This is a genomic window from Sediminibacterium goheungense (assembly GCF_004361915.1).
GTDB lineage: Bacteria > Bacteroidota > Bacteroidia > Chitinophagales > Chitinophagaceae > Sediminibacterium > Sediminibacterium goheungense.
Genome location: NZ_SNWP01000010.1, coordinates 1,019,013 through 1,037,915 on the forward strand (window position 1 = coordinate 1,019,013; position 18,903 = coordinate 1,037,915).

General features: G+C 41.8%; 11 protein-coding genes. 4 read left to right on the top strand and 7 right to left on the bottom strand.

The features are described 5' to 3' along the window. Positions 1–7: 7 nt before the first annotated feature. The 4 genes from BC659_RS04375 to BC659_RS04390 form a co-directional block, all read right to left on the bottom strand. Entirely contained in the window at positions 8–3,349 is a 3,342-nt protein-coding gene (locus BC659_RS04375) for a VCBS repeat-containing protein (RefSeq protein ID WP_133473450.1), read from the bottom strand. 8 nt (positions 3,350–3,357) lie between these two features. Further along, on the bottom strand, positions 3,358–6,696 hold the full coding sequence (locus BC659_RS04380) for a VCBS repeat-containing protein (RefSeq protein ID WP_246027077.1): 3,339 nt from the start codon (positions 6,694–6,696) through the stop codon (positions 3,358–3,360). A 232-nt stretch (positions 6,697–6,928) separates the two neighbouring features. Then, positions 6,929–8,542, bottom strand: coding sequence for a RagB/SusD family nutrient uptake outer membrane protein (locus tag BC659_RS04385; RefSeq protein ID WP_133473451.1), 1,614 nt, complete (start codon positions 8,540–8,542; stop codon positions 6,929–6,931). A gap of 18 nt (positions 8,543–8,560) precedes the next feature. Next, the gene (locus BC659_RS04390; protein WP_133473452.1) at positions 8,561–11,623 is read right to left on the bottom strand and encodes a SusC/RagA family TonB-linked outer membrane protein; all 3,063 of its coding nucleotides are present in this window, start codon (positions 11,621–11,623) and stop codon (positions 8,561–8,563) included. Positions 11,624–11,921: 298 nt separating this feature from the next. On the opposite strand from BC659_RS04390, the gene BC659_RS04395 reads away from it, so the two are divergent. Next, a complete protein-coding gene (locus BC659_RS04395; RefSeq protein WP_133473453.1) occupies positions 11,922–12,908 on the top strand; it encodes a LacI family DNA-binding transcriptional regulator in 987 nt (328 codons plus the stop codon). Positions 12,909–13,037: 129 nt separating this feature from the next. Here the strand turns inward: BC659_RS04395 and BC659_RS04400 are convergent, their stop codons facing one another. Genes BC659_RS04400 through BC659_RS04410 form a run of 3 tightly spaced genes read right to left on the bottom strand, consistent with a single transcriptional unit; the run spans position 13,038 to position 16,690 of the window. Continuing rightward, positions 13,038–14,390, bottom strand: coding sequence for a Gfo/Idh/MocA family protein (locus tag BC659_RS04400; protein WP_133473454.1), 1,353 nt, complete (start codon positions 14,388–14,390; stop codon positions 13,038–13,040). Positions 14,391–14,409: 19 nt separating this feature from the next. Next, positions 14,410–15,765, bottom strand: coding sequence for a 3-keto-disaccharide hydrolase (locus BC659_RS04405; protein ID WP_133473455.1), 1,356 nt, complete (start codon positions 15,763–15,765; stop codon positions 14,410–14,412). Positions 15,766–15,817: 52 nt separating this feature from the next. Continuing rightward, a complete protein-coding gene (locus tag BC659_RS04410) occupies positions 15,818–16,690 on the bottom strand; it encodes a purine-nucleoside phosphorylase (RefSeq protein ID WP_246027078.1) in 873 nt (290 codons plus the stop codon). A 16-nt stretch (positions 16,691–16,706) separates the two neighbouring features. On the opposite strand from BC659_RS04410, the gene BC659_RS04415 reads away from it, so the two are divergent. From BC659_RS04415 to arsS, 3 genes are read left to right on the top strand one after another with little or no spacing between them, the layout of a single operon-like run. Next, the gene (locus BC659_RS04415; RefSeq protein ID WP_133473456.1) at positions 16,707–17,495 is read left to right on the top strand and encodes a DUF547 domain-containing protein; all 789 of its coding nucleotides are present in this window, start codon (positions 16,707–16,709) and stop codon (positions 17,493–17,495) included. A gap of 1 nt (position 17,496) precedes the next feature. Then, complete coding sequence (locus BC659_RS04420; RefSeq protein ID WP_133473457.1) at positions 17,497–17,832, top strand: arsenosugar biosynthesis-associated peroxidase-like protein; 336 nt, start codon at positions 17,497–17,499, stop codon at positions 17,830–17,832. Between the two features lie 29 nt (positions 17,833–17,861). After that, complete coding sequence (gene arsS, locus BC659_RS04425; protein WP_133473458.1) at positions 17,862–18,902, top strand: arsenosugar biosynthesis radical SAM (seleno)protein ArsS; 1,041 nt, start codon at positions 17,862–17,864, stop codon at positions 18,900–18,902. Position 18,903 lies beyond the last annotated feature (1 nt).

Sequence of the window (18,903 nt, forward strand, 5' to 3'; positions counted from 1 at the left end):
GTATATATTAGTTTTTACCCAGAACAATAACAGTTGCATTATTCCGGGCGAGGACATACGCTTTCTTATTATTGATCATAATAGGTTTTGCATTGCGTACCTGCCCGGTGATGGGTGGTATTGCAGATGAGGATATTTTCAACCCCTTCCCTTTTTCATACGATAACAGGTTTCCAAAATCTGCATCCTGTCTGCCGATTTCAACATTATTGGCGAAGAAGTTTCCCATAGTTAGCCATTGCGGTTGCGTGCCGTTATCAATTTTCACCACAGATCTTAACTGGCTAAACTGTGTTTCATATGGAAGTGCCGATGCCGTAAACTTCATATTACCCTCATTCAGTAATAAGAGATGATCAAAACAATTGGCTTCTAACTGATAGGCTTTTTCAAATTTCTGCGGTGCAAACAATTGTTTAAGCTCTGCTTTTGCAAAATCAGCAGCATATAAATATTTTTTCTTCAGGAGCGGAATCGATTTTTCCAACTGCAGTTTACTTGACAATGGCATTTCTGTACCATTTACATAATAAGTCATAATCTGCTCCACTCTCGAGTTATCATCAAAATCGTTCATGTACATCCTTACAGGATATTTTTCTGATGCTTTTACCCGACTGTTGGCTCCGAAATTACCAGCTATAAGGTCAACATCACCATCGCCATCTATATCATCCGCATACACTGTTTGCCACCATCCTTTTTTGGCTGTAATCGTTTGCTGTACATATTGATTACCCTGTTTTACCAATGCCTCTATACCACCCCATACATAAGATAGCAACAGATCTTTTTGTCCGTCTTTATTCAGGTCAACCCATTGTGCTGAACTGATAAAACCTCCCGGCTGTATCAATGAACTGGCAAATTCAGTTGTAACATCTTTGAAATTACCATATCCATCGTTGAGGAATAAATAAGAACGCGCGGGCATTCCATAAGCATAGGTAACCGATCGACCGGCAAAGAATAAATCAATATTACCGTCGCCATTGATATCATGGGCAATTACTTTACTCTGTGTATTCATACCCGGCGGAAAAGCAAAATCTTTTTTACGCAGATTACCTCTGCCATCATTCATGTATAGAAGGGGTTGCAGGTGCTCATCTTCTCCATAGTATTCATTACCACCACTGGCAATCACGAGGTCCATGGCCTGATCATTGTTCACATCAACCCAGATAGCATCTACATTTTCCCACATGGAATCCTTATCCATAGCAGGTTGCACTGAACGAATAAAAGTTCCATTTTTATTTTGGATATACAAGGCATTTCTATACCCTTTCGAAGAACCCACAAATACATCTTCCAAACCATCGTGGTTAATATCTGCCACAGCCAGTGCAGGCCCCTCTGTTGAAATCATATGCGGAATCAATGGCTCTCTGTCAAATTCATTGAACAGGTTTTCTTCGTGACGATAGTTGATACCAGTTGATGCTGTTATATCCTGTAGCACTGTTTGCGGAGACGTTAGCTGCTGATTCAACCTGTTGAAATTAAATGCAGGCAATCCTTTTTTATACGCTATTTCTCCAACACTACCTTTCGTCAACTGTACCGACTGATAAGTTCTGTCGGGCCATATCAGCAACGCAGAGTCTACGGTTATATTTTTGAGTCCGGCCTGCAATGGCAGCTGCATACTGGATAAAAAACCATGTACCGGAAAATTTTCATAACTATATACCTGCCCTTCACCGTAGACCAGTAATTTGGTGCCAATGGCCATTGTATTAGTACTATCGCCTTTTAATATCAGCTTTGCGAAATCCTTCTGCTCCTTCTTTGTATTGGTTTTGTTTTCATACACCAGTACCGGATCGTTAATATTGTTGACCACCAGATCGAGATCGCCATCATTATCTAAATCGGCATATACAGAACCATTTGAAAAAGTAGGCAGGTTATTATCAATACTATCAGTAAGATTATCAAACGACAAATTCCCTTTGTTACGGTAAAACTGATTGGGAATTTTAATTTCCGGAAACTTGTTGATGAGTGCTATGTCTTTATCCTGAAGGGTATTGTTTTTTAATTTCTCCTGCAGTTCCCCACCCGATACATAATTGATGTAATCGATATCATTCATGCGTTTGGGAATACCATTCGATACAAAGAGATCTTTTAATCCGTCATTATCAAAATCCATCCATAAAGAAGCCCAGCTCCAGTCGGTAGCATGAATACCTGCATACTGACCTATTTCACTAAAATGCCCATTTTTTCTGTTGTACTGAAGATTATTTCTCGCATACTGATGGGTATAGCCATATTGTAATTTCTGCTGGTAGATATTATAATCATCTTCTGCCATTGAGCGCTTCAGCATATAAGGATCGTATGGCAACATGTCCATAGAAATAATTTCAGGATAGGCATCGTTATTGATATCGGCAACATCTACTCCCATACTGAACTGACTGGTATGCATTAACTGTTCGGCTCCCTTTTCTGCAAAAGTTCCGTTCTGCTGGTTGATATAGAGGTAATCATTTTCATGGAAATCATTTCCCACATAAATATCCGGCCACCCATCCAGGTTAATATCTGCTACGGTTACACCCAGTCCATACCCTATTTTACTACCATTGATACCAGCTTTTTGGGTAACATTGGTAAATACTGTTTTTTGTTTCCCATCTGCTCCCTGCTGCTGGTCGTTTCTGTATAAACGCTGACCCGCCAGTGAGTCGTAGGTATTGATAAAAAGATCTCTGGGTGCATAATTACCATCATGGTTTACAGAATGGTTCAGTAAAAACATATCCAGGTCTCCATCACCATCATAATCCAGAAAAGCGGCCTGTGTACTGAAGCCTGAAAAATCCAGGCCATATTCAGCGGCTCTGTCTTCGTAGACCGGAATCTTATTGGCTCCAATACCCGTACAAACCAATAACTGATTCTTTCCTTTCAGCGTTTTGTATTTACCTACCCTGCAGACATAAATATCCAACAGACCATCGTTATTAATATCCACTACCGATACACCCGTGCTCCATGCACCGTCAGCAGGTATATGGGCTTCTTTGGTAACATCGGTAAACTTCATGTTTCCTGCATTCAGGTATAAGGCATTATTCTGTTGATTGGCTGCAAAAAAAAGATCAACAAGACCGTCATTATTAAAATCACCTGCACCTACACCGGCTCCATTATAGAAATACATGTAGGAAAAAAGATTAAATTCCGGTGTGGGTTGTAATGTATTACTGAAGTGAAGGCCTGTTGCTTCATGATTCAGTGGTGTAAATACCGATAATGTTTTCTTTTGCGAACATCCTGCCAGTAAAAATATCAACAGGCCCACAATGCTATACAATGATTTCTTTTCCATGATTTCTTTTACCTGTTGTCATTTTTTTGATTCGTACCTGCATTGATACGATAATAAAGCGGCACATCATTGTTTCTGAGAAACAGCAATCCCTTTGTATTCTTTTGTTTTACCTGTGCAATATCTCTTACCTGTCCTTTCACAGAAAGGCCTGCATTCAAAGAAGGCACCAGTGAAAATTGCCGATTACCCTGATTCAGTAAAATCTGTCCGTATGAAGCATCTACGCTACAGAACTGAGGCAGAAGATCAAAGAAATTTCCCGCCAATACAATATCATTCCTGCCATCCTGGTCTACATCAGTAATCACGGAAGCCTGCACGGAAGATAGCTGTGTCATGAAAGACAGTTGCTCCAGTTTGAAATTTCCCTTACCATCATTATACGCTACACAGTTCGCTGCATTGTTTACGGTAAGAACAGTGGCATCTTTCAAGCCGTCTTTAAATACCTGCTGAATGCTTTTGTCGGCATAGTCAGCATGTTTGAGATTCGATTTTTTCAATGAGGGTATCTGTTCCGTAATATCTTTCTTCAGAAATACGGGTACTTCTTTACCGTTAAGTGTGTGACTGAAAATTTTATCAATGGTACCATTCTGGTCAAAATCCTTGATCCATACTTTCACCGGATTATTGGCATCAGGTTTCATATAAAAATTCTGTCCCAGATTGCCCAATACCAGATCAGGATAACCGTCTCCGTTCAGGTCACCTACGCTTACAGACTGCCACCAACCCATTTCATTTTCCAGTCCGGTTTTTTGTTCAGTGAATTTTCCGTTTTTACAGGCATATACTTTAGGCGACATCCACTCACCTACCAGGAGTAGTTCTTTCTGGTTATCTCCATTCAGGTCTGTCCAAACCGCAGCTGTTAGCATACCTGCTGTTTGTAAAAAAGGGGCTGCTTTCTCTGTAACATCGGTAAAGACCGCCGCACCCTCATTATGAAAAAGGAAGCTTTTGGGGGCAATCCCGTAATTCTGCGGCTCACTTCTGCTGCCGATAAAAAGATCCATCTTTCCATCACCATCATAATCTAAGGGAAGGGCCACTGCTGTATTCGTATGACTGAGCGGAAATTTACCAGGCTGTAAGGTGAAGTTGGCCTTACCATCATTCAGGTACAGCTGGTGCTGGTACTTTTCAGAAGATGCCGGTGCAAAATTGCCACCACCACCGATAAAAAGATCCATATCACCATCCTGATCGGCATCAAAAAAAGTGGCTGCTGTTACATCATTGAAAGTAAATTTTCCAAAATCGGGTATATTCTTTTTTGTAAAACCACTGGCGGTTTGCAGATACAGTTGTGATGGCTGGCCTACTGCACCACCAATAAAGATATCCTCCTGTCCATCACCATTTACATCTGCCACTGCCGTTTTAGGCCCCTGCTTTGAAAGCATAAAAGGAATATTACGCTCTACATAAAAATCTACATGCTCATCTTCTTTATGTGTATCAAATGGCATAGTTACCTGCGTAACCAATGTTGTTTGCGGCAACTCATGTTGGAATAAATTGATCCGTGTTTTACTGCTATCATACTGCACTTTCAGTACCTGATTGATGGCGGGCTTCAGAATAGTAGTGATTTTTTTATTGGGCCAGAGCACCTGAACAGAATCGGGCTGATATTTACCCAATCCAATGGTTTGTTTGTATTCTACAGATGACTGGAACCCTTTACTCGGAATCAACTCTCGCGTAATTACCTGATCTTTTGCATACACTCTAATAGTACTACCTACTGCAAATGGATTTTGTTTTTCATATTGCAACTGAACAGCCAGGTAGCTGGATGCTGAATCATCACGACTATTGTTTCTGTATACCAGGGCTTCCTGGTTTACATTATTGATGATCAGATCCAGGTCACCATCATTATCCAGATCAGCATAAGATGCACCGTTTGAGAAAGTAGGTTTATCGAGGCCCCAGGCTTTTCCTGCATCACTAAAACGCAGATTACCCATATTCTGAAAAGCTTTATTGGGTATCGGAACAGAAGGCATTTTATCGATGATCGTATTCACTTCTTCTTTCTTTCCTTTTAATACCATCTGGTTCACTACATCGTTGGCAAAGAAGTCTATAAAATCCTGATCGGTTACATCGCGGAAAATACCATTACATACGATGATATCGGAAAGACCATCATTATTGGCATCAAACATCAAAGCACCCCAACTCCAGTCGCTGGCAGCAACACCGCTGTAAAAACCGGTTTCCAGAAACTTACCATCGCCATTGTTTACCTGTAATGCATTCTGGGTAAACTGGTTATAGAAACCCTGGTTCTGTTTTAGTTTATAGGTATCGTAACCTTCAAAAGAAGTATTGGTTTTTAATCGATAGTCGTCTCCCGGCAGCATATCTGTAGTGAAGATATCAGGCTTACCATCGTTATTAATATCCTGCAGGTCTGCTCCCATAGAAGAGAAACTGATATGTTGGGTACGATCTTCGATTTCATCTTTAAAAGTGCCATTGCGCTGATTGATGTACAGGTAATCTTTCTCAAAGAAATCATTAGACACATATACATCCGGATAGCCATCGAGGTTAATATCACCAACAGTTACACCTAACCCAAAGCTGATGATACTTCCATAGATACCCGCTTCTTTGGTTACATCTGTATATTTTCCATTATCATTTCTGTATAAATGATCCCCACCACCTTTCAGGAACTCAGCATAAGGTGCTTCCGCATCAGGTATGCTGCGCATATTGGCGTAGTTGAGAGAGTTAACAGGTATGGGGCTGTTATTTACCAGAAAACAATCCAGATCACCGTCCAGGTCATAATCAAAGAAGGATGCATGCGTAGAGTAACCATCATTATCCAATCCGTATTCAGCGGCTTTCTCGGTGAATGTGAGATTTTTATTATTGATATAAAGTTTGTTTTTACGAAGCGACTTATTGAGCATATTGCCCGCATTACAAACATAAATATCCAGCCATCCATCGGCATTGATATCTACAAAAACAACACCTGTACTCCATTCATTATTATAAACGATACCCGCTTTCGCAGTAATATCTTCAAATTGTAAGCCTCCTTTATTAAGGTATAGTTTATTACTGCTTTGGTTGGCGGTAAAAAATATTTCAGGCAGTCCGTCATTGTTCAGATCACCGGTTGCTACACCACCACCGTTATAAAAATTTCTATACTTGAATACATTGAAAGATTCCGATTCAGTGAGTGTATTGGTAAAATTGATGTTGGTATTGGTTACCAGAGAGAATACTGTTTTTTCTTTGGTATTGGTACAGGCTATCATACCCGATACACAGGCCATGAGCAACCCTATTCTTTTCGTCAGCGTCATATGCTAAAATAATACAAATAGTGGGTGTTAGTCCATTCAAGTTCATATAAAAAGCAACTCTGTTCTTCGTATCCCACATCTTCCTTTCTCTCCTTCTCCCTGAAAAAGAATGCTTACCAATAATGAAGTCCGAATAATCGAATTTTTTTTGCAGGGAGAAGGGTAGAAAGGGAGGGAAAAAAAGAGCCGGTCAGAAAACTGACCGGCTCTTACTACTATTCAATCACATCTATTAATAACCGAAATTCTGCTTCAGGTTAGGGTTTGATGCCAATGCTGTAGTTGGTATAGGATATACCACTTTATAAGCATCAGATGCGTTAGGTCTTTCTTCAACAGGAGCGTTGAAGGCACCGAAACGGATCATATCTGTTCTTCTGTGACCTTCGAGGTAAAGTTCACGACCTCTTTCAGCCAGTAATACAGGAAGTGTTACGGCTGTCAGAGCTGAAGCTCCTCTTATGGTACGAATACTGTTTACGATTGTTAATGGAGTTTCACCATTCGCACCTGTAGTTCCACCTCTTAACAAAGCTTCTGCTTTCATGAGACGAACATCAGAGAAACGTAAGAAAGGAAACTCATTGGAACTGCTCCATCCACCATCATTGATCGTAGAAGGATCGAGAGGGAACTTGTTTACACGGATACCGCTTGCTTCACCATTGAAGAAGATAGAAGCGTTACGGGTAAAGACCAGTGGGTTACCACTTCTGTCGTAAAGGTTACCGATCGGGTCTCCGATAGCACCTGGTTCTTTAGGGTTATTGGCCTTAACAGGACCACGTGCCTGACCTACGATGAAACCGGCATTAGAACCTACACGGTTTGTATAACCAGCCAATGGTGTTGACTTACGAACGTCAACATCTTCAAAGCTATCGTAGAACTGAGACAGGGTTACGAAACCATTCCAGCTTGATGGACGCTGGTTATAGTGCCAGCTCTGGCAGGTTTGCCATACGAGGTTAGCACCGTTACCCGCTCTCGCATCACCACCTGGTTTACGTACGAAGATGTTTTCAGTTGATGCTGTACCATTATCCCACTTGAAATTATCCCAATAGTTAGGATCAAGTGAGAAGCTCGCATTAGCTGCAACCAGGTTACAATATTCAATCACTTTATTCATATCAGCAGCCGCAAAACTGTATGGGCCGGCTGGTGAAGTAGGTGCTTGTTTATAAACGGCTTTGTTCAGGTAGGCTTTAGCCAGTAAAGCATAAGCTGCTTCTTTGGTTACCTGACCACGGAGAGCTGGTGTAAATGTAGGCAGTGATGGTACCGCTGCTTCCAGTTCTGTGATGATCGCATCGATCGCTTCTGATCTTGTCATAACAGTAGGTACTACATTCGCTGCTGCTGTTGCAGGACGGGTTTGTACCTGACCATAAATATCACATACCAGGAAGCGGAAGAAAGCACGCAGGAACTGACCTTCTGCTTTGGTTAAACCGGTTGCTGTTTCAGCAATCAGTGTTGTCTGGAACAATGCACCATTCAAACCATTCCAGGTATCGTTGATCTGGTTATGATCAGGACCCCAGGTATGGAGGTGCAGACGGCGCCATGTACCGAAGTCATCCCAGTCGGTACCACGTGTTGGGCCCATGATTTCGTCGGTAGAGTGTTCCTGTAAACCGAACCAGTTACCCTGGCCACCGGTTAATTGGTTGAGTTGCTCATACACCGCAGCAATAGATGGCGGCGTTGGCGCACCACTGCCCGTATTAGGAGCAATGGAATTAGGTGCTTCCAGTTTTGGATCAAGCTTAGAGCATGATACGCTAAGTACAGTTACAGCGGTAAGCACCGGTATAAATCTACTTTTGATTATATTTTTCATTACTTCAGTTTTTATTGATTAAAATCCAACATTCAAACCTACAGTGATAATCCTTGGTCTTGGATATTGCGTATAGTCAAATCCACGTGAAGGAATACCATTGATGTTCTTATCTACGTTCACCTCAGGATCGATACCAGAGTAACCTGTAATCAGTGCCAGATTCTGACCTGATGCAAATACTGACAATGATTTGAAGAGGCTGCTCTTTCTCAGGTTAAATGCATAACTCAGGTTTACGTTAGCCAGACGGATGAAATCTCCTTTCTCCAGGAAGCGTGTTGAAACAGAACCTGGGTTGAATGGATTTTCAGGACCGTTACCTATTGCATTGGTTACGTTACGTGCATTACGCAAGCTACCTTTCAGGAACAGGGCATTGGCAGTGTTGTTATACACTTTGAAACCAGTGATCGCATTCAGGAACACACTCAGGTTCCATCTTCCATAAGAGAAATTGTTGGTTAAACCGGCAAAGAAAGTAGGTAAAGCACTTCCTACCAGTTGGTTAGAAGCACCATTTCCGTAACGGGCATTACCATTACCATCGAAGCCATTAAACACTGGCATTGACCAGGTAAAGATGGGCGATCCATTGGTAAGGGTTTGCGCAAACGCACCTGTAAGACCCTGACCACTTACCGAACCAGTGTTGATCGGTGTAGGCAGACCTTCGATGTTATTGCTTACAGTTGTCATGTTATAGTTGATATCCCAGCTGAATTTCTTGCCCTGGATAGCTCTATAGTTAACACTTGCTTCCCATCCTTTGTTGATTACTTTACCATCTAAATTAATCCACCAGTTAGCAGTGGGTGCAAAACCACCCGGTGTTGGTGCGAAGAACAGCATGTTCTTACGGTTGTTATTATAGTAGTCAACAGTTACAGATAATCTTTTGTCTTTGGTAGTGAAGTCAACCCCTATACCAGTCGTAGCAACTTCTTCCCATTTCAGGTTAGGGTTACCCTGCTGAATAAAGCGGGTTACAGGACCGGCACCTACATCAAATGTTTGCTGCAGGTTCAGGGCCGCATAAGAACCTAAGTTATCCTGGCTACCCAGTTTACCATAGTTGGCACGGAAGCTCAGGTCGCTGAGGAATCCACCAAATACTTTCTGAGCCCATGCTTCTTCCAGTACTCTCCACTTAAAGGCAAAAGCCGGGAAAGTAGCATAACGGTTGTTAGAACCGAATTTAGAAGAACCATCAGATCTTACGGTTACAGTAAGGAAGTATTTGTCGTTATAAGTGTAGTTCAAACGACCAAACACAGACTGTAATTCGTTTCTATCGAAGTTAGGAACGAAGTTGGCGTAGTTGTTAAACGCTGCAAAGTCTTTCACAAACACATCTTTCGGACCTACCACAGGTGTTTTTACACCCCAGCCAAATGAACCGTTGTAACGATTCTGGAAGCTCTGGTATGAATAACCTGCAATGGCATTGATCGCATGCTTGTCGTTGAAAGTTTTGTCGTAAGTCAGATAGTGTTCAACCAGTTGAGATTTGGTCTCCAGATTTTGTCTGGTGGTACGACCATTACCCTGGATCTGGTTACCATAATCCTTACCGAAAATATTTACAGTACCACCATATGCACCTGTACCCAAACGTGGGTCAGCAAATGAAGTACGCTGTGATTTAGAGTTATCCAGACCTAATACTACTTTATAGCTCAGGTCTTTGGTGATCTGATAACTTGCAGAGAAGTTACCCAGGAAACGATTGATGTAATCGTTGTCAGTGAAGTAAGCCAGCATTTGTGTTGGGTTACGCTGATCACCTGGCTGATAGAATGAGCCATCTGCATTGTAAACAGGGTTGGTTGGGTTAAACTGCAAAGCAGCACCTAACAAACTACCCTGATAACCTGCGTTGTTAGAAAGTGGAGCATAAGAGTTCTCTGTACGAGACATGGTAACATTTGCTTCCAGTTTCACTTTGTCATTGAATAATTTCTGACTGAGGTTTGCGCGACCGGTTAATCTTTTCAGACCCGTATTCTTAACAATACCCTGTTGGTTATCGTATGAACCACTCAAACGGGCAGTTGTACCCTTGTTGCTCATAGACCAGCTCAGGTTATGGTTCTGAGAAATGGCTGTTCTGAAAATTTCATCCTGCCAGTCAGTGTTAGCACCTTTATCGATACTTGCTACCGCCGCAGCTGCAGCAATGGGATCTGCACCACCATCAATATTGGCTTTTTTAGCAGCCAATAAGAAATCCTGTGCATTCATTAGATCGTAACGACGTGCAATTTTTGCGATGGTAGTAGATGCACCATAAGAAAGTACGCCACGCTTACCACCCTTACCTTGTTTGGTAGTGATAAGGATTACACCATTCGCACCTCTTGAACCATAGATCGCAGCAGCAGATGCATCTTTCAGCACTGTGATGCTCTCGATATCTGTTGGGTTCAAAAAGATCAAAGGGTTTTTGGCAGAAGTACCACCTTCAACACCACTGTTGTTGGTACCCAGTGTACCACCCTGAATCAGGGGCACACCATCAATTACATACAAAGGTTCCTGTGCACCACTGATAGAACCGGTACCCCTGATATTAATGGTAGCAGCAGCACCCGGCTCACCGGTTGAAGGTGTAACGAGTACACCCGCTGTACGACCCTGCAGTAATTGCTCAGGAGAAGCGATCTGACCTTTGTTAAAGTCTTTTTCAGTTACACGGGAAACAGAACCAGTTACGTCTTTCGACTTTCTGGTACCGTAACCAATTACCACCACATCAGCCAGCGCATCTGCAGTAGCAGTGAGCGAGGCATTGGCAGTATTGGAAGAAGAAATGTTCACATCGGCAGAGCTATATCCTGAAAAGGAAATAGTTAAGGTTCTTGCTGATGATGGAACGGAAAGTTTAAAAGTACCATCGGCACCGGTTTGTGTACCAGTCGTTGATCCTTTTACTAGAACAGATGCACCAGCCAATGGCGATCCGTCTTTGGAGTCGGTTACTTTACCAGTAACCGTTTTCGTTTGTGCCTGCGCGAATAGGGTAAATACGCAAGCGAGTAAACCCACAAGCGTGGGCCTGACAAGCTTCGAAAGGTTCATAAATGGCAGTTTATTGGTTATTAAGCGTGTACAAAGTACACATTTTTTTCAGAAACAAAATTTTTTCTTAAAATTTTCTATTGTTTCAGGAAAAATGATACAAGTACCCATTATAAGACCAAGTTACAGGGAAAAAAGATGCACAGAAACTAACATAATGACGCTTTTTTACGTCTGAATTTTATATAAGTAATTGATTATAAATACTTTAAAGATAATTGAAAACATTTTCGCAAAGGTTTGCGGAAATGTTTGTTGTGGAAATTTTATTACATTCAACTTTAGAAACTACGCCTGCATGCACAATACCACACTTAAAAAGATCTCAGAAATACTGGGAATCAGCATCTCTACCGTTTCAAGAGCCCTGAAGCACCATCCGGATATTTCACTTAAAACAAGACAAAAAGTTATTGATCTGGCCGAAGCCCTCGATTATGAGCCCAATGCCAGCGCCGTTCAGTTGAGAACCAGAAACAGTAAGCTGCTGGGACTGATGGTACCCACCATTTCTAATTATTTCTATGAAACATTTATTGCAGCCGTAGAAGAAGATGCCAGAAAACAAGGCTACTCTGTAATGATCTTACAATCCGGCAACGACCCTGTTATTGAACTGGAGAATCTGAAACTTTTCCGCCAGAACCGTGTATCGGGCGTATTCGCATGCCTGAGTTTGTCTACCACTGATATGAAGGGCTTTGAACGTATGCGGGAATTAGATATACCAGTAGTGTTTTTTGATAATGTACCGGAAGAAGACGGCCTGCATAAAATATGTATGGCCGATGAAAAAAGTGCCCAACTGGCAGCAGAATTGATTCTGCAACAGCCCTATCAATCCGTGCTCGCCTTGTTTGGCAACCCACAATTGTCGATCACCAAAAAAAGAGAAGAAGCGCTGAAGCTTGCTTTTCAATCGCACCCCAAAATTGAATTACTCGTTGAACATGCAGGCAATTCTGAAGAAGCGCAAAACATTACGCATGCTATGCTTGATAAGCACCAACCCGATATTATCTTTTGCATGAGCGATGAAATACTGATAGGTGTATTAAAAACCATTCAGCAAAGAGGATTACACTACCCTGATAATATTGCGCTGCTCACCATCAGCAATGGCACCATTCCAAAACTGTTCCATCCTCAGATTACTTATATCGAAACCAGCGGAGAAAAACTGGGTCGCCTCGCCTTTTCACACATGCTCAACTGCATCAACGGCAACAGCGAAGCGAAAGAGCTATTGGTAGATGCAGTATTGGTGAAAGGAGGATCGGTGTGAGCAGAAAGTGAGTAGTCAGTAGTGAGTAGTGAGTAGTGAGTAAAAAGCTATATCTTTATTGATACCCTACTGACTACTGACTACTGACTACTGACTACTGACTACTGACTACTCACTACTCACTCTCTGCTAATATTTAAAAATCTTCCCCCCTGCCATCACTTCCTGTTTCGCTTCATCAAATGTGGCTTTCATGCCGTTACGGGAGGCGGCGGTGGTCATAATATTGGCTATTGAATGATAGTAGCCCGCTTCTACAGGTGCGTTGGGTTGTTTACGGCTTCTTACACATTCCATCCAGTTACGCATATGCGCAGAAGTGAGTACATCGCCACCTGTATTCGCCGATGCAACTACCTTGGGTGCATTATCGGTAAGGTTCAGCTCCGGTAACAAGTTCGGTTGCATCTGCATAGCATCTGCATGGTTCTTACGCAATCCTCCTTTGGGAGAAATTTTATTGGTATTGAGGTTCATTTCTCCGCCATTGGAATAATAGATCTCTGTCGGATTTTCATCCCCATTGTGCATACGTGAAGTGAATATTACCTGGAAGCCATCTTTATCATTCGATCCATAATCGAATACAGCAGTAGTGGTATCCCAGTTTCTTCTTCCATCGTTCCACATATAAATACCTCCATTGGCTACCACACTTCTCGGATGTTTCAATCCGGTGAACCAATGCACCGTATCAATCTGGTGCGACATCCACTGACCCGGCATACCTGAAGAATAAGGCCAGAACAAACGGTACTCCAGGTATTTCCTGGGATCCCATTGTTCAAAGGGACGGTTCATCAGAAACCGTTTCCAATCTGTATCAGCTTCTTTTAATTGATCTACAAGTCCCGGACGGCGCCAGCGACCGGGTTGATTTACGTTCCAGCTAAGCTCAACCATCGTAATTTTTCCGAACTTACCTGCTTTGATAAATTCATCAGCCGCCTTGTAGTTTACACCGCTTCTCCGCTGCGAACCGATCTGTACAATTTTATCGGATGCTTTTACGGCTTTCAGTGCCGCCTTATTATCTTCCATGGTTTCTGCAAAAGGTTTTTCTACATAAGCATCACACCCTGCTTTTACAGCTTCTATACAATGAAGGGCATGCTGAAAATCGGCCGTACTGATGATAACAGCATCTACCGATTTGGACGCATAGAGTTCTTCATTGTTTCTAAAAGCCATGATATCATGACCCATTTTTTCTTTGAGATAAGCCTGCCCTTCTTCTCTTCTGATCTTCCATAAATCAGAAACCCCTACAATATCAAAATTGAGCTCTTTGAAATGATGTTGAAAACAGGGCAGCAATGAAAACTTAAACCGTTCCGAGTAACCCACCACACCTACACGCACGCGATCATTGGCACCGATAATTCTGGCATAACTGGCAGCACTCATACCCATCGATGCTGCATACACAGCAGCAGATGCTTTCAACGACTGCTGAATAAATTTTCTTCTGTTGCTTGACATATTGCTTGTTTTAACCTTGTTACTTGATTTCTTGAATCTTGATACTTCTAAACCACACTTCGTTTCCATGATCCTGCAACAGCAATTTACCTTTTGCTGCCATTCCGAAATTGGGCCACTGTGCATATTTGCTTTTTGCTACCAATGCGTAATAATATTGTGCCCCACGCTGGTACTCCAGCATTTTCCATCCATTCAAGTAATGGGTTACCCAACCATTGGGCTGCACAACAATCATACACCTGTTCCATTCACCAATTTTTCTTCTGGCCCTTGGCTCTCTTAGCGATGGAATGAGGTCATACAATGAGGCAAGTGTTCTGTTATGAATAGAACCCATTTTCGCATCCGGATGTCTTTCATCATCCAGTAACTGGTATTCGAGTCCGATAGCAGAACCGGGATTCTTCTCATTCTCCGTTACAAAATATTTCACACCACTGTTGGCACCTTCTGTGAGCTTGCTCTCAAACTGAAGAATAAAGGCACCATATTCTTTTTCAGAAACAATATCACCTCCATTTATCGATTCGCCACCGGTTGATGCCAATACACGCAGCGTACCATCTTTTACCTGCCAGCCTTTTTCAGGAAACGTACTTTTATAAGCACCTCTCCATCCTTTTGTACTGGTACCATCAAATAATAACTGAACCCCATTTTGTTTTTCCTGTTCAGATAAAGTGTTGGGAATAAAATTGGCCACAAAAACCTTATCAGCCGGGGTAGCTTGCAGGTTATTGGTTTTGATGAAGATATTACGCCAGCGTATTTGTTTGCCCGACTCCTCCGGTTTACCCACAGAATGTACCTGTAAAGCAATCAGCCCTTCCGTCGTCATATCATCCACAATATGTGCAGCGGGTATACCATTTACAAATGTGCGGATGGTATTGCCAATACATTCAATGCGACATTTGTTCCATTCACCTGCTTTATATGTTGTTTTGGCGGTTGGATTGTAATCCAGTGTATACAACCAGTCTCTCCTGGCTTCATCATAAATGCCACCTGTCCATGCACGCGGCGAGGGATCTATTTCAAACTGATAACCATGTACACGACCGTTCTGGTATTCAGGTTTGCTTTCGCTACGGAACTGTATACCTGAGTTCATTTCGGCATCCAGCTTAAATTCAAGTTCGAGAATAAAATCTTTGTAATTTTTTTCAGTGGCCAGAAAAGAGTTGGGCTCTCCATAAACCGTAGTACCGGTAATTTCACCATTTACCACGGCATATTTTGCCTTACCATTTAGTTGCTTCCATCCTGAAAGGTCACGACCATTGAATAAAGACGTCCAGCCGGGTAATTTTTTTTGTGCAAACAGTTGAAAGGGTGTTATCAATACCAGTAACCAGCATACCAATTTCATTCGTAAAATTTTGATTGAAAAGGTACATATTTTCTTATACAGAAAACACTACTTACTTCAACATTTGAATAGCAGTAGCAAAGATGGTACTCAACGAGTCGTCGGCCCTTCCGGCAACCTCAATGATCTCAGCAATATTAACAGGTGTTAGGTTATCAGGGTCGCATTCATCGGTGATTACACTTACAGCAGCACAACGCAATTCAATATGATTGGCTACAATAACTTCAGGTACTGTACTCATGCCTACCATATCGGCACCCGATGCCCTTAGATAACGGTATTCGGCCCTTGTTTCCAGATTAGGGCCCTGTACCGAAACATATACACCATGCAATAATTCTTTCTGTACTGTATGTGCTGCTTTTATCAGTACCTGTGCCATAGCTTCATCATAAGGCCGGCACATGTCTACAAAACGATTTCCAAACCCCGGATCATTCAATCCTCTCAATGGGTTTTCAGGCAACATATTGATATGATCATTAATCAATACCATGTCTCCCTTTTTATACAATGGGTTCATACCACCTGCGGCATTACTCAAGAGAAGGTATTTTACACCCATTTCTTTCATAACACGAATAGGGAAAGTAATCTGCTGCATGCTATATCCCTCATAATAATGAAAACGTCCCTGCATGGCTATTACTTTCACTCCATGAACATTTCCATATAAAAGCTGCCCTTTATGAAATTCGACCGTGGCTACCGGGAAATGAGGTATCTCATGATAAGGAATGGTAAACTCAATATCCATTTTTTGCACAAATGCACCCAGTCCTGTTCCAAGCACCACGCCTGTCTCAGGTGCCTGAAAGCCTTTTGAAAGGAGGAAAGCAGCTGTTTCTTTAATTTTTTGTAGCATATTCTCCATAATAACAGGTAATTTTTCGTTCTGTAAAATAAAACTATCTGCGTTCAATGAACGTATTTATATCATGCAAAAAGTATTTCTTTTTTTATTTCTTTTTTTGCTTCAGATCATTGCTCTTGAAAAAGCAAGCGCAGGTACTGTTGTAGATGCTGATGAAAACAGGCTCACAAAAGCATCACAATCTTTTTTACTGGCCGTTAAAAAAAGAGAGCCGGTTGATTCCTTCCTCCTGTTTTTCCAAAAAATCACACCTGCTGAACTGATGGCAGAATTAAATACAGATAACAGAAAAAAAACATTCTGGTTAAATATCTACAACGCTTATACTCAATTATGGCTGTCTGAAAACCCTGCGCAATACAAAAAAAGAAGCCAGTTCTTCGGAAATAAACGCATTGCTATTGCCGGTGAACGGTTAAGTCTCGATAGAATAGAACATGGACTGCTTCGCAGATCAAAAACCAAATGGAGCATGGGTTATGTGAATCGGTTGTTCCCCTCCGGCTTTGAAAAAAACAATCGGGTAGATACTGTAGATTACCGCATTCATTTTGCCTTGAATTGTGGTGCAAAAAGTTGCCCGCCGATTGCTTTTTACCGGGCCGAGCAATTAGACAAACAATTAGACCTTGCCACCAGGGTATACCTGAAGAGTGAAGCAGATTATGATACCACAAAAAACCAGATTGCACTACCAGCCATTATGGGTTGGTTCAGGGCTGATTTTGGCGGCAAAAAAAATATGAAACAACTATTAAAGAAAACGGGTGTTATCCCTATGGAAGCCGCACCTTCTATCTCGTTTAAAAAATATGACTGGAATCTATATTTAGATAACTACAAAACCGAATAATATGGCTAACCATTATTACAACGCAGAAGATTTGGGAAAATTTGCCGCTGTTGGCGAATACCAGAAAGAAATGGCAGATAAATTTTTTGCCTGGTATGGTGAAGTATTCAAAGACAGTGCGCTCAGCGCCCGTGAAAAATCATTGATTGCACTGGCTGTATCACATGCCGTACAATGCCCTTATTGCATTGACGCCTATAGTGGAGATGCTTTTGAAAAAGGATGGAGTGAAGCACAGATGATGGAAGCCGTTCATGTAGCTTCTGCCATTAAAGGAGGTGCTGCATTGGTACATGGTGTTCAAATGATGAATAAAGTGAAAGCTATATCCATGTAAAAGATTGCTCAAACCTATAAGGCCCAAAGATGAAATCATTAAAAGCATTACAACATGCACTCGCCGATGCGGGTCATCAGATTGATATCCTGGAACAGGAAAAAAATCTGCCCGCATTTTCAGCTAGCATGAAAACGGCAGGTTTGTTCCCTTTACTACCTACAGAACCTACCATCTTTCAGGTGAATATCGGGAAAATGTGTAACCAGGTTTGTAAGCATTGCCATGTAGATGCCGGTCCCGACAGGAAAGAGATCATGACCCCCGCAACCATGCAGCTCTGTTTAGATGTACTGAAACAGCAAGCTTCATTTACCACAGTTGATATTACCGGAGGAGCTCCGGAAATGAACCCTGATTTCAGATGGTTTGTTCAGGAAATTAAAAAGCTGCATAAACATATCATTGTTCGCTGTAACCTTACCATTATTCTGGCCAATAAAAAATACCATGACCTGCCACAATTTTTTAAGGATAACAGTATTGAAGTGGTTTCATCACTTCCTTTTTACACACAGGATCGTACAGACAGACAAAGAGGCAATGGCGTTTTTGAAGATTCTATCAAGGCCTTACAAATGCTCAATGAAGTCGGTTATGGAATAGATGGTAGTGGGTTATTATTGAACCTTGTATACAACCCTGCAGGTGCTTTTCTGCCCCCTGCACAAACAGCACTGGAAAAAGAATACAAGGAAGCTTTACTAAACAGGTATAATATACAGTTCAATAATCTGTATGTAATAACGAATATGCCCATCAGCCGCTACCTTGACTATTTACTGGTGAGTGGCAACTATGAAACCTATATGCAAAAACTCGTACAGGCATTTAACCCATCTGCTGCTGCCAATGTTATGTGCCGGAATACATTATCAGTGGGATGGGATGGCTACCTCTACGACTGCGACTTCAATCAGATGTTGGACCTTAAAGTAGCCTGTAAAGAATCGAACCATCTCTCAAACTATGTACATGAGGCCATTCGAAGCCGTGAAATCATTTTAAATCAACATTGCTATGGCTGTACTGCCGGCTCAGGATCGAGTTGTGGTGGAGCTGTAGCCTAAA